Source organism: Flavobacterium sp. LM5, assembly GCF_002017945.1.
Lineage (GTDB): Bacteria > Bacteroidota > Bacteroidia > Flavobacteriales > Flavobacteriaceae > Flavobacterium > Flavobacterium succinicans.
In genome coordinates this window covers 1,005,400-1,025,667 of record NZ_MUFX01000001.1, presented here as the reverse complement: position 1 = coordinate 1,025,667, position 20,268 = coordinate 1,005,400, and the positions used below count along the sequence as shown (strand labels likewise).

Annotated in this window: 15 protein-coding genes and 1 tRNA gene; 4 read left to right on the top strand and 12 right to left on the bottom strand. The window is 33.3% G+C overall.

What is annotated here, in order from left to right:
* Positions 1 to 18: 18 nt before the first annotated feature.
* Complete coding sequence (locus BXU11_RS04305) at positions 19 to 612, bottom strand: TetR/AcrR family transcriptional regulator (protein ID WP_078211140.1); 594 nt, start codon at positions 610 to 612, stop codon at positions 19 to 21.
* Between the two features lie 104 nt (positions 613 to 716).
* On the opposite strand from BXU11_RS04305, the gene BXU11_RS04300 reads away from it, so the two are divergent.
* Entirely contained in the window at positions 717 to 1,943 is a 1,227-nt protein-coding gene (locus BXU11_RS04300) for a Glu/Leu/Phe/Val dehydrogenase dimerization domain-containing protein (RefSeq protein WP_078211139.1), read from the top strand.
* 369 nt (positions 1,944 to 2,312) lie between these two features.
* Positions 2,313 to 3,206 carry a hypothetical protein gene (locus BXU11_RS04295; protein WP_078211138.1) on the top strand — a complete coding sequence of 298 codons (894 nt, stop codon included), beginning with the start codon at positions 2,313 to 2,315 and terminating at the stop codon, positions 3,204 to 3,206.
* Between the two features lie 161 nt (positions 3,207 to 3,367).
* Here the strand turns inward: BXU11_RS04295 and BXU11_RS04290 are convergent, their stop codons facing one another.
* The gene (locus tag BXU11_RS04290) at positions 3,368 to 3,763 is read right to left on the bottom strand and encodes a biopolymer transporter ExbD (protein ID WP_024981446.1); all 396 of its coding nucleotides are present in this window, start codon (positions 3,761 to 3,763) and stop codon (positions 3,368 to 3,370) included.
* A 2-nt stretch (positions 3,764 to 3,765) separates the two neighbouring features.
* Entirely contained in the window at positions 3,766 to 4,461 is a 696-nt protein-coding gene (locus tag BXU11_RS04285; protein ID WP_024981445.1) for a MotA/TolQ/ExbB proton channel family protein, read from the bottom strand.
* A gap of 128 nt (positions 4,462 to 4,589) precedes the next feature.
* Between BXU11_RS04285 and BXU11_RS04280 the strand changes: the two genes are divergently transcribed.
* Both BXU11_RS04280 and BXU11_RS04275 read left to right on the top strand, forming a co-directional pair.
* Complete coding sequence (locus BXU11_RS04280; RefSeq protein ID WP_078211137.1) at positions 4,590 to 5,834, top strand: folylpolyglutamate synthase/dihydrofolate synthase family protein; 1,245 nt, start codon at positions 4,590 to 4,592, stop codon at positions 5,832 to 5,834.
* Between the two features lie 85 nt (positions 5,835 to 5,919).
* Positions 5,920 to 5,994 (top strand) — tRNA-Val (locus BXU11_RS04275).
* 433 nt (positions 5,995 to 6,427) lie between these two features.
* On the opposite strand, the gene BXU11_RS04270 is transcribed toward BXU11_RS04275, so the two are convergent.
* The 9 genes from BXU11_RS04270 to BXU11_RS04230 all read right to left on the bottom strand — a co-directional run bounded on the left by BXU11_RS04270 (position 6,428) and on the right by BXU11_RS04230 (position 20,176).
* Entirely contained in the window at positions 6,428 to 8,293 is a 1,866-nt protein-coding gene (locus BXU11_RS04270) for an ATP-binding protein (RefSeq protein ID WP_078211136.1), read from the bottom strand.
* A 158-nt stretch (positions 8,294 to 8,451) separates the two neighbouring features.
* A complete protein-coding gene (locus BXU11_RS04265; RefSeq protein ID WP_078211135.1) occupies positions 8,452 to 10,095 on the bottom strand; it encodes a hypothetical protein in 1,644 nt (547 codons plus the stop codon).
* A gap of 96 nt (positions 10,096 to 10,191) precedes the next feature.
* The gene (locus BXU11_RS04260) at positions 10,192 to 13,332 is read right to left on the bottom strand and encodes an AAA family ATPase (RefSeq protein WP_078211134.1); all 3,141 of its coding nucleotides are present in this window, start codon (positions 13,330 to 13,332) and stop codon (positions 10,192 to 10,194) included.
* Complete coding sequence (locus BXU11_RS04255; RefSeq protein ID WP_078211133.1) at positions 13,329 to 13,874, bottom strand: ABC-three component system middle component 1; 546 nt, start codon at positions 13,872 to 13,874, stop codon at positions 13,329 to 13,331. The genes BXU11_RS04260 and BXU11_RS04255 overlap by 4 nt, the downstream gene beginning before the upstream one ends.
* Complete coding sequence (locus tag BXU11_RS04250) at positions 13,852 to 15,243, bottom strand: ABC-three component system protein (RefSeq protein ID WP_078211132.1); 1,392 nt, start codon at positions 15,241 to 15,243, stop codon at positions 13,852 to 13,854. The genes BXU11_RS04255 and BXU11_RS04250 overlap by 23 nt, the downstream gene beginning before the upstream one ends.
* Positions 15,225 to 16,301 (bottom strand): ComEC/Rec2 family competence protein, encoded by a 1,077-nt coding sequence (locus tag BXU11_RS04245; RefSeq protein ID WP_139363436.1) that lies wholly within the window; start codon positions 16,299 to 16,301, stop codon positions 15,225 to 15,227. Before BXU11_RS04245 ends, BXU11_RS04250 begins: the two co-directional genes overlap by 19 nt.
* A gap of 69 nt (positions 16,302 to 16,370) precedes the next feature.
* The gene (locus BXU11_RS04240; protein ID WP_078211130.1) at positions 16,371 to 16,550 is read right to left on the bottom strand and encodes a hypothetical protein; all 180 of its coding nucleotides are present in this window, start codon (positions 16,548 to 16,550) and stop codon (positions 16,371 to 16,373) included.
* A 5-nt stretch (positions 16,551 to 16,555) separates the two neighbouring features.
* Positions 16,556 to 17,131, bottom strand: coding sequence for a hypothetical protein (locus tag BXU11_RS04235; RefSeq protein WP_078211129.1), 576 nt, complete (start codon positions 17,129 to 17,131; stop codon positions 16,556 to 16,558).
* Between the two features lie 3 nt (positions 17,132 to 17,134).
* On the bottom strand, positions 17,135 to 20,176 hold the full coding sequence (locus BXU11_RS04230; RefSeq protein WP_078211128.1) for an N-6 DNA methylase: 3,042 nt from the start codon (positions 20,174 to 20,176) through the stop codon (positions 17,135 to 17,137).
* Positions 20,177 to 20,268: the final 92 nt, after the last annotated feature.

The window sequence follows — 20,268 nt, the reverse complement described above, 5'->3', positions numbered from 1 at the left end:
AATTTAATCGATTATCTTTTAAATTAAAACATCAGCCACAATCCAATTTTTAAGGTGTTTTACCACGGCCTCAATATCAGCAGTAGAATCCTGAAGTTTACTCATCATAATCGCTCCTTCCAGCGAAGACAAAATAACAATTGCAACCAATTTTTCATTAACAATACCCTTTACTTCTTTATGAGTTTTACCGTTAATAATTATTGTCTCTATGCAATTTTTGAATGAATGTAACACTGCCAAAGCCTTGTCTTTAAGTGGGCTTTGAGTATCATCGACCTCAATTGCTAGGTTTAATAATGGGCAACCGCCCACGAAATCAGGAGCAATAACATAAGCCTGAAATAGCTCCAAAACACAAAACAACTTATCTCTTGTGTTCTTTTCGGCTTTGATTCTTTTTTGCAAAGTCTCAAAAATCGAATGCATCATATTTTGAAATGCTTCGATTTCCAATTGCTCTTTATTCTCAAAATGACGATAAATGGCTCCCTTGGTTAATCCTGTGGCATTGGTAATATCGCTCAATGAAGTTGCCCGATACCCTTTTGTATTAAAAAGAGAAATTGCTTCTTGTAAAACCTTGCTTTTTGTAATTTCTGACGACTTCATGCGCAAAGATACCGATTGGTATCAAATAATTCAAAAAATGCCAAAATTTTTTTTTCATATGCTGAAAAAAGTAAATTTGCTTAACAAAATAACACCCATTTTCAATGAAAGATTTATTAAAGAAATTCGAGAACAAACAACCTGAAATTGTCTTCAACTGGAAAGATACCGAAACCGAAGCAGAGGGATGGACGGTAATTAATTCCTTACGTGGAGGTGCTGCTGGTGGTGGCACAAGAATGAGAAAAGGATTGGATATGAACGAGGTTTTGTCTTTGGCAAAAACCATGGAAGTAAAGTTCTCTGTTTCTGGTCCCGCTATTGGTGGTGCTAAATCTGGTATTAATTTTGACCCTAACGACCCAAGAAAAAAAGGAGTATTACAACGTTGGTACAAAGCCGTTTCCCCTTTATTAAAAAGTTATTATGGAACCGGTGGCGATTTGAATGTAGACGAAATCCATGAAGTGATCCCAATGACCGAAGAATGTGGCGTTTGGCATCCGCAAGAAGGGGTGTTCAACGGACACTTCAAGCCTACCGAAGCAGACAAAATCAATCGCATCGGGCAATTGCGCCAAGGTGTAATCAAAGTAATCGAAAACCCTAAATTCTCTCCCGATGTAACCAAGAAATACACCGTTGCCGATATGATTACCGGTTATGGCGTGGCTCAAGCTGTTGGACACTATTACAGCATTTACGGTGGCGACATCAAAGGCAAAAAAGCGATTGTTCAAGGTTTTGGAAACGTAGGTTCGGCCGCAGCTTTTTATCTTGCCGAAATGGGCGCTAAAATCGTCGGAATCATTGATAGAGACGGAGGATTAATCAACGAAAATGGTTTCTCATTCGAAGAAATCAGAACCTTATTCCTGAACAAAGACGGCAACAAATTGGTATCCGAAGATATGATTCCATTTGAAGAAATCAACCAAAAAATATGGACTATTGGCGCAGAAATATTCACGCCTTGTGCTGCCTCACGTTTGGTAACCCAATCCCAAATTGACAGTTTAATTGCTAACGGATTGGAAGTTATTTCTTGTGGCGCGAACGTTCCTTTTGCCGACAAAGAAATCTTCTTTGGCTCAATTATGGAAGACGTTGACCACAAAGTAAGCTTGATTCCAGACTTTATTTCCAACTGTGGAATGGCAAGAGTTTTTGCTTATTTTATGGAGAAAAAAGTACAAATGACTGACGAAGCCATCTTTCAAGACACGTCCGAAACCATCAAAAATGCTATCGTAAAAGCAAACGCTTTAAGCGCTGCGAAAAACAACATTAGCGCGACGGCTTTCGAAATCGCTTTGAAACAATTGGTATAAAATCAACATACGAATTTCCCAAAGGTGCGGCTCATCAACCGCACCTTTTTTTATACTTTCCCATTTATAGTCGCAAAAAAAGCCACGAATTCACAAATCACAGTTACATTACTTTTTTTTAAGTCACAAATAATACGTTTATAGGAATTTGTGGTATTAAATCCACTGTCCAATTTGTGTTTCATTAATGTAATACGTGGCAAAACCAATTAATACGACCACTCCTATTTAAACTAATGTCAGTCTGCTGACTGATAGAGAGCAACAACCTCAATTTTTGCTATCATTTTCAATACAAACCGACGCATTTCTTGACAATTTTTAGTACTTTTCAGCATTTTTAACCCATACTTAAAATTCAAAACCATAATGCAATCCCCAGTTACCTCAGATAAGAAAAAAGCCATCGCCTTTTCCCTAGTAATCTACGGAATACTGCTGTTGATTTTATTTTTTATCCGCTTTTGGCCTCCCTACAACCCCGATTCTTTTACAGCACTTGGTGGCGGTGGTGGCGGTGGCCTTACAGTCAACTTTGGCGATAGCGAAATGGGACAGGGTGCGGATTACCAAAGCGAAGTGTTGGACGTAAAAAACCAAACCAAAGTTGCACCCACACCCTCAACTCCAGACGAGGCCATCTTATCACAAGAAACGGCTACAGAAGAAAGCGTAGTCATTCCTAAAAAGGAGAAAGTAAAAAACACCACGCCTACCCCAAAAGAAACGACAAAACCCGTTGTCGAAAAACCAAAAGTTTCCAATGCTACCAACGATGCCTTATCGAGTATCCTAAAAGGTTCCAACAAAGGAGGCGATGGCGACGATAAAGTAGCGGGCAACAAAGGAAAAACCAACGGAAGTTTGAGCGCCAAAGATTATTATGGCTCTGGAGGTTCTGGTGGTGGCACAGGCGGAGGCAACGGAACTGGAAATGGCATTGGCACCGGAAGTGGTTATGGCGCAGGAAGCGGCGGTGGCTCTGGTGGAGGCGCAGGCTATTCTCTAGGCAACCGTAGAGCCATTTCAAAACCAGTCCCAAAATACACTTGCAACGAAGTAGGCAAAGTAGTAGTAGAAGTAGCCGTAGACCGTAACGGCAACACCATAAGCGCCATTGCCGGAAGCAAAGGAACCACCAATACCGCCAAATGTCTTCTGGACCAAGCCAAAATTGCGGCGATGAACACCAAATGGGACGCTAGCAGCAACGCACCAGAGAAACAAGTCGGCAAGATTGTTTATAATTTCAACTTGAATTAGATAGCGTAACAACAATACGTCTTGGGACTAGTTAAAATGCGTGAGGGATAGGAGCTGGCTACCGAAGTAGCGCGGATAGCCCGACCGCAGAAAAGCAAAGGGGCGAATAACACCTATGCTATTCGCCCCTTTGCTTTTATGGGGTCACGCCCAAATTATACTTATTTTGGACTGGTGGCTATGACAAACTTTAGGTTATTTTTGACACCGATTTGAAGAACGTCTACTAAATCTTGCACTTGTAGGTTGAATGGAATTCTGACGATTACCGTTTGGTCTTTTTCTCCGCCAATTTTACTCATCAAAGTGGTTTCTAGGTCTTCGAAAGCAACGGGTTGTTTATCGAGGTAGAACTTTTTGTCTTCGGTAACCGAAAGGCTAATGTATTGCTTATTCGTTTTTTCGTTGGACTTGGCTTTGGGCAAAGTCATTTTAATCACATTTGGATTGGCCAATGTGGAGATGATTAGGAAAAACAACAATAAGAAAAACATAATATCGCTGAGCGAAGAGGTCGCTACTTCGGCGTGAAATCTTCTTTTTCTTTTTATCGCCATAACTATGCTCTTTGAATAATATTAACGAATTCTAAAATCTGTTTTTGCACTTTTAGCGCAAAATTATCAATCTTTCCGTTCAGCAAATGGTAGGCGCTGTAGGCGATAATTCCAACAATTAATCCGGCACCACTACTAATCATTTTCTCATACAATCCACCAGAAATGTTTCCGATGCTGATGTTTTCTGTAACTGAAATGCTATAAAAAATCTTTATTACCCCCGAAATGGTTCCGATAAATCCAAGTGTGGGAGCAATACCTGCTATTAATCCTAAATGGCCTAAATGCTTTTCCATTTGTCCAATTTCGATATCGGCAGCGCGATCCATATTCGATTCAATCTCTGCGATTGGACGACCAATCACCAAAATTCCTTCTTTTATAATTGTGCTTGAAGCATTAGTAGAACGTTCTACGATGGCTCTAGCCAATTCTATATTTCCGGATTGCAATTGCTCTCCCACATCGCGTAATAAACGATCGTCTATTTTTGAAGCTTTGTCTATGTATAAATAGCGCTCGGCAATTATATAAAAAGTATAGAATAACAAAATGGCAATCGGAATTAAGAAAAACCCACCTTTCAAAATAAATTCCAATACCGAAATTTCAGTATTTGGAGCAACATTTTCAATAACAGCAGTAGAAGTCGCAGCAGTAAGTGAGTCGGCTTGTAGAGAGAGTAAAGTAAACATATTTTATTCTTGATTTTTACGAATTAATTCTAAAAAATATTTCAATTTTGCACTAAAGATACTTTTCGTTCTAGTATTAAACTAAAAAAAATGAAAATTATTTTAAACCCTTCTTTTTTACTCAAAAAATGAATTATCAAGAAACCCTCCACTGGCTTTATAATCAGTTGCCCATGTATCAATTGCAAGGCGCATCGGCTTATAAAAAAGATTTGACCAACGTACATTTGTTAGCCGAATACTTGGGGCATCCCGAGCAAAAATTACGGTGCATACACGTGGCAGGCACCAATGGCAAAGGCTCTACCTCTCACCTCCTAGCCTCTATTCTCAAAGAATCAGGACTAAAAGTTGGTTTGTACACCTCACCACACCTCACCGATTTTAGAGAGCGTATCAAAATTATTTCAAATGCAACTCCAGAACAAGCTTGGAAAGAAATTCCAGAGGACTTTGTTTGTGATTTTGTGAACCAACACCGTTCGTTTTTTGAAACACAGGATATGAGTTTCTTCGAAATGACGGTAGGTCTGGCTTTTGATTATTTTGTAAAAGAACAAGTCGACATCGCTATCATAGAAGTAGGAATGGGTGGCCGATTGGATGCTACCAATATTATTACGCCATTAGTTTCGATTATTACCAATATAGGATTGGACCACACTCAATTTCTAGGAAATACACTAGCGGCAATTGCTGGTGAAAAAGCTGGCATCATAAAACCAAGTATTCCTGTAGTGATTGGCGAATACACTCCAGAAACCTTGCCTGTTTTTATTAGCAAAGCCAAAAGTTGTTTTGCAGAAATACATTTGGCCTCGGATTTAATATCGAGTACATATCCCTCAGATTTATTAGGCGATTACCAAGTGCACAACAAGAAAACGGTAATGCAAACCATAGCCGTTTTGAACGAAAACAAAACAATAGTGGTTTCGCCAAAACAACTCCAAATGGGAATGGCCAACGTAATAAAAAACACAGGACTACAAGGTCGTTGGCAACAGTTGAAAGAACAACCCAAAGTAATTGCCGACACGGCTCACAACAAAAACGGCCTTGAAATCGTGATGCGTCAAATTCAAAAAGAGAAATTTGACCAATTGCATCTTGTTTTGGGAGTAGTTAATGACAAAGATTTGAAAGAAGTATTGCCTTTGTTTCCCAAAAATGCGATTTATTATTTCTGCAAGCCCAATATTCCACGTGGCTTAGAAGCAACCATACTTCAAACCGAAGCGGAGGTTTTTGGGCTGAACGGAGAAGTATATTCTTCTGTTTCAGAAGCCTACGCAGAAGCATTGAGAAATGCGGCTCCTACTGACTTTATCTACGTTGGCGGCAGTACTTTTGTAGTTGCAGAAATTTTGTAATTTTTTTTCATTTTTGCTTGCACATCCCAAAAAGGGTTGTATATTTGCACTCGCAATCACGAAATGATAGCAACCTAGTAAAATAGGGCGATTAGCTCAGCTGGTTCAGAGCACCTCGTTTACACCGAGGGGGTCGGGGGTTCGAACCCCTCATCGCCCACAAATAAAATCCGTAACGACTTGAAAATCAAGTTTTTACGGATTTTTTATTTTATTTATCCCGAAATTTTCCCGAAAATATTTTATTCTTTTGAAATACATTTCTTTTTCTTTCGGGATTTTTTGAAGATTATGTTGTTCTTGTTTAAATTAAAAGTGCTTCAAATGGATAAAGTAAAAAAAATATCTCCATTTTCTTCACTAGTAATTGTTGTTCAGTGTTATTTAAGATTTTATAAATTGAAAAGTGGGAGACAATATTGTATTAGTTTGCTCCGGAATTCCCTGTGATAACAAAGATTGTTGCTATTGCAGTAATTAATACTGTGCCGAATATGTAATTAAAAATTTCTGGAATTTCCATAAATCGGGTCTAAATATTTTTTTAATATAGAATGGTGCACTAAAACTTTTAACTAGTGCACTAAGCTATTTTATTCTGCTATTTCGTCTGTTTTGTCAATTGTTTCATAAGCCTGATTGGGATGATTAATCATATCTGGAATGGTATAATTTAATTTTTTTTCATCCAATAGTGGTTTTAAAAATTCCCTAAAAATATACTTTTCCGTTTTTTCTAAAATCTGTGCAATTTCCTTGCTTTTCATGGGTTTATGCGAACATAACTGCAAAATAATATTTGCTATTTTCTCCTTATCATTGGTTCTTTTACCTAATGATACTATCTGTTGTTTTAGTTCACTAGGAATATCATCGCTGGTAGGTAGTGCACTAAGGCCAGGAGGTGGTGCACTAAGGTCGGGAGGTAGTGCACTAAGGTTTTCCTCTTCCTTGGAAATATAGGATTTCAGAAGTTCCGAAGTGGTGTAATATGTGAATTTACTTTTGCCTTTTTGGTTCAACAAATCCAATTCCCTTAATTTTCTTAAATCGGTATTTGCCGTAAGAATATCGGAACCGTTGATTTGTCGGGCAGTTGAATTATCAATTGCATTTATTTCACGAACGAAAATCAAAATTCGTTTTTGATTATCATTCAACTCGAAATTACTGAAACTATTTAACCAATGAATATCTTCTTCATTTAGCAGGTGGTGCAATAAAAGCCTTACCGTAAACGTGTTGTTTTCTCTACTGCTTTCAAAAGTAGGAGGCATCATATCGACTTTTTCCATCAAGCTTCTCATCGTACGAATACCACTTCCTTTGGTTTCCGCTAAGTTGGTTTCGTGGAAAATTGCGGATATAAAAGGGTTTCTGTTTACCGAACCCGGTTCGCCCAATTGGTCTTCGGTTTTTAATGAAAAGCCTGGGTTTATAATCTCAATCCTGTTAGGGTATCGAATAATCTGTATCGGGCTGTTTTCTCTGTAGGAACGATGGATTAGCGCATTCACGACAGCTTCACGTAGAACACGCATTGGCAACCCAATATTTTTGGCCTGAATGTTATTGTCGTTTAACACAAAACCTTTAGGTAAATCATCGGATATTGTCGAAATGATCCGTTGTACCAATTCCAAAAGCGATCCTCTCATATCCAGTGTAGCATCAAAACGTTTGTCAGCGTCTTCAATCCATTTGTTGGTGCTTACACGAATGTAATCGACTCTTACCATAGGCAATAATCTACGGAGCGCCATTCTTGATCCAAAGCATAATAATCCTGTATAGGTAATCTGAAAGATTCCATTACTTTTTCGGATTGCGTTTAATGCTTTCAACAAATCGTTATCATCATAGGTAAGTTCTTCGGCAGAAGGATTAACGTTTTTCCTGAAACGTCTGTAAAGGGATATTGCTTCCTCTGATATATCATCCAAATCGGCATCTTTAATAATGGATTTGTCCAAGGTTTCGTTTCCTTGATAAAAAATTACCAAATCATCTTCAGTGCATTTGTGGTCAGCCGAACCAATACGGCGATAGGCTCCTTGTGGCAAGCCTTTGTGTTTAAGAAAAAGCGGTTTTTGTTCGGGACTCAGTTCGGGAACAAAAACTACGATCGCATATTTATCTGCTGTTGTTTTTTCAACTGTGATTTGAGGACGAATAGGAATATTAAAGTTTTCTGCACACTGATTGGCCAAATCGGCCTGTATCTTATCAAGGTTTTCTTGAGGGATTCCAGAAACAATATAGCTTGGAAACAAGCTTGTAACCTCATCTTCTCTTTCAACCCCTAACAGCAAATAACCACCGCCAAGACCTGGCTCGTTGCTAAAAGCACAAACGGTTTCCAGCACTGATTTACCTATTTCAGAAGCGCGTTTGGCTTCCAAATCGGTGCATTCATCCGATAAGTTTAATCGTTCTACTAATTCTTTTAAGTTTTCCATGCTTAACTGTATGGTTATTTCTTAATTCTAAATTTTCTGTCAACAAAAATACTATACTTTGCATTGCTTTTATATGATTGTTGGTAGTTTTCGAGCATTTCTCAGTAACTCAATTTTGCCTATAGTACAGATAGAATCCTCAATTTTTATTGAACGAGCTATGATAAATTATTCATAAACCATTCCTCATTAATCCCATTCTTTATAAGATCCGATTTTAACAATTTCTTTTCCTGTTCGGCATCTTTCGAGAGTTGCTTGTACATCGTTATAATCATCAAGTACTCCCCGTAATTCAAGTATAGTTTTAATTCTTTGGGACAATTCGTCATTTGGCTGTACATCTCTATTGTTAACTCTTTCAACAACTTGTTCGTGTTTCCTTTCAAATTCGCTTCATATTCTCTCCTCAATTGTGAATTTTGTGAATTCTCCATTTGTTCCTTCATCAGGTTGAAACTTTTTTCTAAGGCTTTCAAATCCTTCACGTTCTTGTCTTTCAAGGTCTGCAAATTCTTGTTCAAGGTCTCTTTCTTCATCTTCAATTCGTAATTTTTCTCCATCAAAATTCTCTTCGAATCTTGATTCTGATTGGATTTCATCGACAATATGCCCTTGTTCTCGCTTAATTCTGCTGAGCTCACTGTCAATTCTTGCTTCTTCTGATTCAAATTCTCTTCTAATGTCATCTTCAGATTTTCCAATTCGGTGTCTAAGCTCAATCTCCCTGTCAGTATCAGCTTGTTCATCTGTAATTTCTTGTCTGCGCTTAAAATATCGTTTTTCCAGGTCAAGATCGTTTTCTTCAAGCTTTCCTCTTCTTGATTCAAGTTCTTCTCTTCTTGATTCAAGTTCTCTGAATGTATTTCTCTTTCAATTCCTGCTTGTATTTCGTCCAATCTTGATTGATGCTTTCTTGTAGATGCCTCAATTCTTGATATTTCCTGTCCAATATTGAATTCAACTCGTTTATAAAATTGCGATTCCACGCATCTTGTAATTGACCGTATAAGATTGCTAATTTGGTTTTTTCTACAGATGATAGATTCTCCGAAAAATCCCATTTGGAGTTCATCAATTTGTGAAATTCCTTCTGAGTGTTCAGTGGGAAGTTGAAAGAAGTTGGTGTTTTGTTCGACATGATTAAATACCCATTTTGTGCTTTTTGTTACGAGAAAGTTCTTTGCAATATTCTCAGGAGAGTCTTTAGGAATAATGATTTGAATGGTGTCAATCCCTAACCTCCTTATTTTTGCTTTTTTTTCTTCATTCAATTTATGTGAAACAACAATTTTGATTAGTAGTATTGGCTTTCCATGAATATCGAAGAATGTTACATCTGGTCTAATGAGCAAATTCTTAGTATCAATTTCTGGATTCTTTCCAAATTTCACTTCACCATCATCATCTTCGTAAAATGAAAGTTCTTTTTTTACAGAATGTGCCTCGACAAAAGTAGCTTCTTGAATTAGTTTTGCACTTTTACCGTCTAGTGCATATTTATACAAGTTTGGTACTTTTACTCGTTTCGTTCTTTGAAGAATATCAATTGCTAAGTTGTGCCTATAATCCTGATTACTGAATGTACATGGGATTTCTCCCTTTTTTACATCTTTTGCTATATGCCGGAAATAAGATTTATAAAGAGTATGTTTCTTTTGAATAACCGCTTCCATTTCTGCATCACAGCCCATACACCAATAGCCTTTACGACCGCTTTCGGCTTCAAGGATGTATATAGGTTCTCCTTTTACGTTTTTGGCGTATTCGTTTTGTTCTTTTTGAATCGAGCTATTATCCATCGATTAGTTCATTTTTTAGCTTCTTTGGAAATCTAAAGTTGATATCAGTTATTTATAGTTGTTTGATTGGCAGTTTTGAATAATCCAATTATGGCTTTATGTCTTCAGTAGCTCATTATCTTCAGCTTTCAACTTTCCAAAAGTCTCAAACTCTAAGAATTTTGATTTAAATAACTCCGAAGGAATTTTCTTTTTTAATAAAAGATGAAAGTTTTCTTCATGAGTTGATACAATTAATTGTTTATCTAAAAACAATGTCATACCTCTAAATAAATCTATAAACGATAGAATATTAATACTGTCCATTGATTGAATTGGATCATCTATAAAGATGCAATCTACCGCTTTTTTATCATCATCTTTTGTTTTTAGAGCACGTGCTAAGAATATGCTTAAACTTAAAATATTTACTTGAGCGGTACTAAAATATAACGAAGGTACTGACCAGTCTTCCTCCTCAGTTCCAGTATAAATTTGTAAACGAGGTTTATTCTCTGCAAAATCACACTCAAATTTAATCAAGGTATAATCGGGATGTGGATCAATTTTTCTATAAATGGCATTAATTAATGGCGTATAGAAATATGCTTCGATCGTATCTTTCAGGTACGATCGAAGGTGTTCTTTTTCGATATTCAACACTTCCTCAGAATTACCTAACTCTTTAAGATTATTGGTAATCATTTTAATTTGATCTTGTACTTTTTTTGATTCAGTAGCTTTTATGCAAGCGTCATTTAAAATTTTAACAATCTTAAATTTTTCAATTTTAGATTCAGCTTGCCTTTCTATTTCCTTTTGTCTTTCAATCAAATCTATAAAAGCATTTTCAATTTGAAATTTATCTTTATCGCTTATTATTATACCAAATTCTGATTGAATATAATTTTCATAGCTTTCATAAATTCTCAACATTATATTTTTAAGATCATTTACTTCTTCAATACTCTTAATATATTCATTCTTAGATAAAGTGTAATTTGATAATTTTATCTTTAACTCATGCAAAGATTTGATTGCGCTTTCTTTTTTACTTGTTAAATCATTTATATTTATCTGAATATTAGATATGCCTTCTGATAGTATAGATTTTTCAATATTATTAACATTTAATTCTTTAATAAAATACTCTCTGATTTCCTTATATTCATTTGAAGACTGATATTTTAACAGGTTACGTTCTGAAATTTCTAATTTTTCTTGAGTTGATTTAATTAATGTTTCTTTCTCTAATAATGTTTCATCATTTTTTTTCATTTGATTAGAGAGCTCTAATATCTGGCTATCTATTTTTGATAAATCTTTTTGTGTTTTTGTTGATAATTCTTCAAATGTCTTCGAATCTCCTAATGATAAATTAATGTTGTTTAAGATCGCTTGATTACTATTTAATTTTTCTAAGTTGGCCTTTCTCTCGGAGTCTAATTTATCTAATACATTCTGTCTATTCTTATAATTTGACAAATAGGGTTGTTTGATTAAAGTAAAAGCTTTCTCAATTTTTTCTTTATTAACAGATAGCTGTAATACTAGTTTATTTGCATTTGATTCAATCTCAATCTTTTCTTCTAAATATATTTTCAACTTACTATCCAACAATTTGTTAGATAAAATGTTTTCAGAAAGTTTTTCAAACGAATAATAGCTATAATTACATAAGGGACAATCGGAACTTTTTGAATTATTTACCAATTCCAATCCTAAATTGATAAAATCATTAAGTTCTTTATTGAACTGATTTTGATTATCTATTTTAAATTGGATTTCCTGAATGTTTCTTTTAAAATTTTCTAATTTTTTTTTCTCATATATGTAATTAGTAATCAATTCTTTATGTTGGTCAAATAATTTAAATTCTAGCAAAAGTGCAATATCATTTCTGATCTTATCTTCATAATATCCAAATTCATCTAAAATTGTTTTTAGGTCATTCTGCTTCTTTTCTTCTGTACCAATTGATTTTGATAAATCATCAATATTCTTTTGTGAATCAACAATACTCTGATTGATTAATTCCATCTGTTTTTGCTGACCAGGTAAATTGTTTAATTTAGACCGATTGTTCTCAAGAGAATTCTTTAATTCATTAAATCTTATAATTATATCGTTTTCCTTCTGTTCAAAATCAAACTTGTCACGTTCGGTATTAAGTAATTTGTCTTTAAACTCTGCAATATTCTTGTGTAAACTATCAATCTCTTTTTGTATACCAAGAAATGTTTCAAACTGCTTCTCAATATTTAGAGCGTGCTCCAATCTATTTTGTTGAATTTGTAAATTTTCATCGTTAACATTGGATTCATTATTAATCTTTTCTTGAGCTTCAAACCATTTAACTATCTGATTAAATTCATTTTGTTGTTCATCTAATTTCAGAATTTTACTCCTACTATCTAGATGAGATAAAATCCCCCTATTTAATTTTTTATCTTCAGATTCCTCTCCGTCTCTTGCTAATATTATGGTATCGATTCGTTGTTTAGCTTTAATTAATTCTTCTTCCAATGAAAACAATCGAATCTCAACATTCCTAGATAAATTATCATGAGAAGTTTGATTGAATGTACTTTGATCAATCAAATTAAAGTTTTCATTTTCATTATTAAGTGAACTGATTATTTGATTAATTTCATCAAATTTTTTAAACTCTTGTTCAAAATCAATTTCGCTTTGAAGTTTTTTTTCTTCTTCTCCTTTTTTATTAACTAGGCCTTTCTTTTCATCTTTGATATATTCCAACAAGCGGTTTATCTTTTTGTATATCGAATCATATTTTTTTAAATTATCATCAATATCCAAAAAATTTTCATATCGCTTATCAGCTTTCTCTTCTTTAAGAAAAGCATCAATCAAATCTTGAGTTAATATTTGGTCTTTAAAATATTCATTACTCGCCTTTGCTTTATAATCGTATTTTTTTCGAATATTTATTATATTTTCAAAAAGTTCATTATTTGTTTCAACTATAACTTTTCCTTCTGTTGAAGCCTTATTCAACAATAAAGGTGCATCATTATCTTTTCTTACTTTTTCAAAATCCACCATTCTATCGAATCGTTGGATTTTATGGGTCACACCCCATTCGACAGCATCATAGAATGAGGTTTTACCGAATCCATTTGGAGCATATATTGAAGCAAAATTCATTATTTCGCCATCTTTCGTAAAATCAAAAGTTGAATCTTCCTCTTTTTCAAACGCTCTGAAACCAGTAATTTTTACACTTTTGATTTTCATAATGCAATTATTTTTTTTATGAATTCTTCCTGAGCTTTTCTGTCACCAATGACTTTTTCTTCTCTAATAAGAAGTTTCCAAAGTTTTTCATTTTTAGGAATATATTCCAAAATAGTAACTTCTTGTGTTGCATCTACAATTTCTTTTAAATCTGAATTTGTAATGTGCTTAATAATTAAACGATTCGCCTCATCATCATTAAATTCTTTGCCATAACAATCTTCAACAATTTTTCTACTTGAAAATTTGTCATTTTCAATTTGGTTTTTGAGTTCTTTGGGAGCTATATCGTTTGTGATATATATGATGTACAGATTCCATTTTTCATATACCGTATCTAATTTAGTCTGATATTTTAAAGCAATTTCTTCTGATATTTTTTTCCAAGATTCTGATTCTCGAAGACTTGAACTATTTGTTAATACAAAAAAGACAGATAATTTAACATTTACATCATCTAAATGAAAATGAAAATCACAAGTCTTATATTTTTCCTTCAATTGATTTATAACTGCAGTACTATATTCCAAATACTTTTCCATATTCTTCTTTAAGTTTTATTAATAATTCATTTTCAGTTAATCTGGTAAAGTGCCGATAATCACCACTGTTTTCTACAAGCATTACATATTTAAGATACTCAAAATGAATAAAATTATATTTATCAAAAATGAACTCTTTAGTTTCTGATTCAGCATTAAAGATATCAGCTCCTGCTCCATCATAGACAGGAACACCTTTTAAATAACTATTTTTAATTGAAGCAATACTAGATATCATAGCTCCTTTAGGAATACTATAATCTTTAATTTTACTAGGCTTACTTTTTGTCTTAATAAAAACGGTACCATTATCACCAAGATCGTCATAATTAAAAGACAAGCAATCTTTTATAAAATTATCTCCTAGCCATTCTGTTTCATCCATTTTACAAAGAAGTCTAATAATTGACTGCACTTCTATTAATTCATCAGTAGTACAAGTTTTAGTTTTTACAATATTTAAAAAAGTTAAAAATTCTAACCAGGTTATATATATTAGTTCATCTTTGAGATTGGACAAATCATTTTCATTTATTAACAATTTGTCTTTAAAATGATTTTTTATAAAACTAGGAGTAATATCACTATTAATGACTTCTATAGCTTTGCGTTTTAAAAGTGATTTAGTTAGTATGATGTCTTCTTCATCAGAACCAGCACTGAAATCAAATACTTTACTTTTTAAAAATTCAAAGCTCGAAAGATATTGTGGAATCATTTCCGATAATTTATCTTTATTCTCCTCAACTATTTCTAAAAACTTGCTGATTGGAACAACATCTATTTGCCCATTTGCATAATCCGTAGTTGTAGATGACTGAATACCAACAATGTGTATCATTCCATTACTTAATCTCAAAATTCCACCACCAGAGAAGCCTATAATATCTTCGTGATTTAGATTTCCGAAGTTTGTCTCTAATCTAAAATACCCATTATTTGTTGTATCGATTTTACGATTAATTTGATGATTACTATATCTGTCATTTTTATTATCATCTATTTTACTAGGATAACCACATAATAAACATTCATTAAATGCAATACAATCTTCATCAACGAAAATTTGATTATAACCCAAATTCTCATTTAGAATTAGAATCGCTGAATCATTGTCTGCATCAGAATGCTCAAAATAATTTACTCCGTTTGTAATTTCAATTTCTTTTAATTCATTTTGTGTATTAAAAAAGCACAAATTAATCTTATGTTTAAGGGTATATTTTGTTTCATGTCCTGTATTATCCTTATCATAAAATACGTGTTTTGCAGAAAGCACATAAGTTTTTGATTCATCTAAAGGTTGAAACAAAATTCCACTACCAGAACCTAGAATGACAGTATATCTTTTTAAATCGTTTTCTTCCATTGATAAATAAATTCATTTGTTTCCATAGCTTTAAAAAATGAAAAGCCATTCCAATCTTCTTTTAAAAAAATTCTATCTTTTAAATCATAATTAAAGCGGATTATAGCATTAGGATTATTATTGATAATTCTAGCTATTGTTCTTTTATTTGGTAGTCCATGCTTTGATGCATCTGTACTTATTAAATAATTGTCCGTTTTTACAATTTCTAAAAGTTCTTTATTTGTATTATACATGCTTCCGTGATGAGAAACCTTCATTAATTCCGTATTCAAAGTATTATCTTTATCGAAGCCAAACATTTTTAAACCTTCTATCACAACAGATGGGTGTGCATCCCCTAAGAATAAAAAACTTTTGCTGTCATACTCCATTATAAAAGCAATAGAACTACCATTGGCAACATCATTATCTTCCTTAAATTTAAAATCAGATTTATTTTCATCATTTATAAAATCTTGTAGCAAATTATTGAAGTCATATTCACCACCTGCAGTAAAATAATTCTTCTGCTTTTCGTACAATTTTAAAAGTTTATCCAATGTCTTGTTGTTAGGAGACAATATTTTAAATTTCAAACCTAATAAATCAAATTCTGAACCTTGTTCAATAATTTTACCTTCCCATATATTATTATCTCTAAGATATTTTTCAAATTTAATCCCTTGCTTGGGACTTGAGTAGAAATCTTCCGCTCCATCAATTATTTCAACATCTAAATCTTTGTTTTCATCAATATTAAACTTCTTAGCAATTTCCTTTCCTGAGTTAAACCAAACCTTTTTAATAAGTGTAGATGCCACTTTGTCTTTATTCAGCCATCTCAAAATACCTCCAATGTGATCATCATCAAAATGAGTTAGAATTAGAAGATCTATGAACTGCTTATCTTCTCGGATTTTTTCAATTACTTTATGCAAATCACCTTTGACGTTCGATCGACTCCTGTATGTATTTCCCGCACCTCCATCAATTAATATATTACACGGTGCCCCATTTTCTAAAAATGAAATCCAAATTGCATCACCATTGAATGCTTTTAAAAATTTTATATTCATATGTCTTTTTAAATTATCCCTCAACAATGTCCCCTTCAATCAATCCGTACAAATGACAAACTATTAGATCTATTTCCCCTCGTCATTTTTAGGTTTGACAATAAGTTTTGGTTTTAATGTAAATGAAGGTGTCGGATTAACACGGCCTGCTGTTGCTTGCCTTTCAAAATTACGATTGGTATCTAGGGAACTTAATTTTTCCACTACGTCCAATAAAACTTTAGGTTTTTTGCTCGTTTCTTTATCCATAAGTTCTATTTTTTAGGAGTTGAAGTTGGATTAGTTCGAGGAGGTGGTGGATTAGTTCTTCCTCTTTTTTCTTCAGTTAACGGTTTAGGTTGTTGTCTAGGGCTATCACTTGGCCGTGGTTTTTGATTGTCATTCATTGCGAAAAGATTTATAGATACAAATGTTAATATTAATATTGTTCCAATAATTAAGCTCCAAATGGAAGTTATATTTAGTAAATTGATTGGCTTATTTCTTTTGTCTATATTTTTAAAAATGTCTTCATATTTTTCTTCATCAATTTCTTTAATAATTGAATCAGCATCTTGAATTGATTTATGATGAGAGTAAAGATTTGAAATTAGTGTTACAACTAACAAAAACAATCCTATCAAATAAAAAATTATATATTCAATTTTTACAACGGCCGTTATTTTTTCTAGAAAAGTTAACGATACAATTATTCCTCCAGAAGCCAAAAGATTTATATACTTTTCAAAATCATCCTGACTTTTATTCTTATTCGCTGAAACAGAATTTCTATATTCCGACCAACCTTGGTTAAATTTTTCTTGTTGTTTATGCTCTTTCTTTTTTCCCATATTTTAAGAATTCTCCACAATCGCAATCTCCTTTTCACTCAACCCATACAAGGCATACACCATTTGGTCAATTTCCTTATCTGTGGTGTCGATTTGTTGTTTTAAAGCAAGGGCTTTTTGCTGTTCTTGGCTGAAGTAATCCTCCCACTCTGCTTCTTGGGAAAGGGAAAGTTTGATTTTCTTTTTGCCTAATTCTTTGATGAATTCTCCATACGACAACAAATACCAATCCTGCAGTTTTTTGGGCAAATCGGTTAGCTCAAATTTGCGTTGAAGCGTTCTTTGGAATTTTGAAGAAACGTCTTGTAAGTCTTTATTTAGGGAAAGCATTAAATCTGCTTTTTCGATGAAGGGTTGTTGCCCAGAAAGTGAAATGTTTTTGATTGGAAACTTTCTTAAATCATTCAGAATAATTTTTGGAAATAGTTTTCTAACAGATTTTGCAGTGTTCTTTATAAAGTAATAAGAAATCAATTTACTGTTTAAAATGGCAGTAATGTATTTTAATGAAATTTCAGAATTTACCTTTTCTACTATGGCAATATTACTTCTATTATATAGATAAATATCCTCTGAATAAGTTGTAATTAAACACTTTGGAAAGTTCCCTGTAATTTCTCTAACTATAATTTTTTTACCATCAAAGAGGTTAAAAGTTCTTGGTGCAGCTAAATGTTTTCCATATCTTAAATATAATCCAGACCAACTTACAAAATACCTGCCAACATCTTTTCCATCTAAATATTTGAATGTGTTTTCGTCAAATTGATAATCATAATCATAAGGTCTATTTTTAACATCTTCAGCAGTTTGTTTTGGATCTCCTTTATCTTTTTCATAAGCTTGTAAACCAGCTTTAATTTCTACTAAACTATCTAATTCCTCTGAATTGCTTGTGATTTTTAAATTTAGTTCGTCAGTATCATTATCTAAAAATACTTTAAATTCAAAACCGTCATTATTGGCAAATTCAGTTTGTAGTTTAGAGTGTGAAAAATAAAACTCATTTCCATTGTTTAAAAGGATTTGAATTGAATTTTCATTTTTTATGGTTTCTTTTTCTGCTAATAAAATAACCGTTTCAACATTAGCACTTTCAAAAGAATATCCTGCTAAATTTATAATCTGGTTTAGTTTGTTCGTTTCTAATAAAAATTTCCTCAATCCTTCTCCAGAATACATCATTAACCAAGAGTTAGGAATAATTAATCCGTAAATACCATTTTCTTTTAAAATATGAACCGCTTTTTCAATAAACAACAAGTAAGTATTTATTTGATATTTAGCTGAAACATATTCATTTACAAAAAAATCTTTTTCTTCTTTTTTAAAATTATCTCTTGCAAAAACATAAGGAGGATTCCCAATAATCACATCAAAACCGCCTTTTTCAAACACTTTAGGAAAGGCTTGTTGCCAATTAAAAGCTTTGTCTCCTGCCACTTCTGGGTCATCAATCAAGGAGTTGCCACATTTAATATTACCGCTTAAATCGTTTAGTTTTCTATTAGGTTGTGCAGTGCGTAACCATAGGGAGAGTTTGGCAATTTCTACACTTTCTTCATTTAAGTCTACTCCAAAAAGGTTGTTTTCCAAAATGCTGTTTTCCATATCGGTTAACACCAAGGCATCTCCAAATAATTTGGCTTGCAGTTCGTCAATATATTGGTGTTCTTCAATTAAAAAATCCAAAGCTTGGTTCAAGAAAGCGCCACTACCACAAGCGGGGTCACAAATGGTGAGTTGCAACAGCCATTTACGGTACGTTTCTAGTTTATCTACTAGCTCTTTAATGGTTTTCTTTTGTCTTTTCTTGTCGGTACTATAGTCTTCTTCAATAAGGGATAATGCTAACTTCTTTTCCTCGCACAATTTACTAATAGTATTTTCGACTATGTATTTGGTAATGTATTTTGGGGTATAAAAAACGCCGTCTTTCTTGCGTTTGGTTTTGGTTTTGTCAATATTGGTTCCCTCCAATTGGGCTTTTATTTCGTCTAACTCGTTCAAAGAGTTTTCAAAAATATGCCCCAAAATATTTACATCTACTTCGCTGGCAAAGTCATATTCAGAGAGTTTTAAAGTATGGGTGTACAATAACTCATCGTCAATTTTTATGCTGTCTAAAATGGTGTCGGGCTTAAAAAGTCCGCCGTTATAGGCATACACATCGTATTGTTTTCCCTTGTAGCCTGTGTTCAAATACCCAAAATATTTTTTGAAACGGTCATAAAGTGGCGTGTATTCGTCTAATTCTTGTAATTGCTTCCATTGTGCCAAAATCAATCTAACAGAATTGGGAGGTAGCAAATGGCGGTCTTCTCCAAAGAACAGGAACAAAAAGCGGTCTAGTAATTTTTGCGATTTCTTGAATAAGTCCAAAGGATCAAATTCAGGATTTAATTGTACGAGGTTTTGGTGCAACTCTCTTTTAAATAGGGAGTAATCTTTGTACAGCTTTTTGGTAATGACATCTTCCTCACTTACCGATTCGTCTTTGATTTTCTTGGCAATGTTTTTGGAAATATTTTCAAATGCTAAACACAAATACAGTAAGTCAAAATCGGCTTCGGTTAGCGTGAAAAGATTAAACTCAATGTGTTCTATGGCATTGTCTATATAAAAACGAATCTTCTCAAAGTTGGAAGTAATTACATACACACAATCAGGCTGGTTGTTTTTATAGCCAAAAGCCTGTGTTTCTATTTTCCCTAAATCAGTAGTGTTAGTGCCTTTGAGTTCAATTACCGCTTTTACTTTATCGTCAATAAGAATAGCGCCATCGGCTTTCTTGCTATCTTTTACGTTTTTGTATTCAGTAGTCAGGTTGAAATTAGTATCAGGATTAAGGCTGTAGCCTAGAATTTTCACAAACAAATCCCTCAAAAATCCCTCTTGGTATTGCTCTTCTTTACTATTTCGAATATTTTCTTGGATAGTAGGATTATGAAAATGATTTTTGAAGTCATTCCATTGCTTTGTTAGATGGGTTTTATCTTGAGTTTTTAGATACTTAGCAACAACTGAATTTTGAAATAAAGGCATAAATTAGAAAATTTAATAAGGTGCCAATATAAGAAAAATGGATTTGTTTTTATTGCAAAAGCAAGACGTCCTCTACTTATTTATGAACAGAA

What these genes read in the sequence shown, in the direction of transcription:
- BXU11_RS04305 (WP_078211140.1), bottom strand. Translation starts at nt 612, where the DNA reads ATGAAGTCGTCAGAAATTACAAAAAGCAAGGTTTTACAAGAAGCAATT.
- BXU11_RS04300 (WP_078211139.1), top strand. Translation starts at nt 717, where the DNA reads ATGAAAGATTTATTAAAGAAATTCGAGAACAAACAACCTGAAATTGTC.
- BXU11_RS04295 (WP_078211138.1), top strand. Translation starts at nt 2,313, where the DNA reads ATGCAATCCCCAGTTACCTCAGATAAGAAAAAAGCCATCGCCTTTTCC.
- BXU11_RS04290 (WP_024981446.1), bottom strand. Translation starts at nt 3,763, where the DNA reads ATGGCGATAAAAAGAAAAAGAAGATTTCACGCCGAAGTAGCGACCTCT.
- BXU11_RS04285 (WP_024981445.1), bottom strand. Translation starts at nt 4,461, where the DNA reads ATGTTTACTTTACTCTCTCTACAAGCCGACTCACTTACTGCTGCGACT.
- BXU11_RS04280 (WP_078211137.1), top strand. Translation starts at nt 4,590, where the DNA reads ATGAATTATCAAGAAACCCTCCACTGGCTTTATAATCAGTTGCCCATG.
- BXU11_RS04270 (WP_078211136.1), bottom strand. Translation starts at nt 8,293, where the DNA reads ATGGAAAACTTAAAAGAATTAGTAGAACGATTAAACTTATCGGATGAA.
- BXU11_RS04265 (WP_078211135.1), bottom strand. Translation starts at nt 10,095, where the DNA reads ATGGATAATAGCTCGATTCAAAAAGAACAAAACGAATACGCCAAAAAC.
- BXU11_RS04260 (WP_078211134.1), bottom strand. Translation starts at nt 13,332, where the DNA reads ATGAAAATCAAAAGTGTAAAAATTACTGGTTTCAGAGCGTTTGAAAAA.
- BXU11_RS04255 (WP_078211133.1), bottom strand. Translation starts at nt 13,874, where the DNA reads ATGGAAAAGTATTTGGAATATAGTACTGCAGTTATAAATCAATTGAAG.
- BXU11_RS04250 (WP_078211132.1), bottom strand. Translation starts at nt 15,243, where the DNA reads ATGGAAGAAAACGATTTAAAAAGATATACTGTCATTCTAGGTTCTGGT.
- BXU11_RS04245 (WP_139363436.1), bottom strand. Translation starts at nt 16,301, where the DNA reads ATGAATATAAAATTTTTAAAAGCATTCAATGGTGATGCAATTTGGATT.
- BXU11_RS04240 (WP_078211130.1), bottom strand. Translation starts at nt 16,550, where the DNA reads ATGGATAAAGAAACGAGCAAAAAACCTAAAGTTTTATTGGACGTAGTG.
- BXU11_RS04235 (WP_078211129.1), bottom strand. Translation starts at nt 17,131, where the DNA reads ATGGGAAAAAAGAAAGAGCATAAACAACAAGAAAAATTTAACCAAGGT.
- BXU11_RS04230 (WP_078211128.1), bottom strand. Translation starts at nt 20,176, where the DNA reads ATGCCTTTATTTCAAAATTCAGTTGTTGCTAAGTATCTAAAAACTCAA.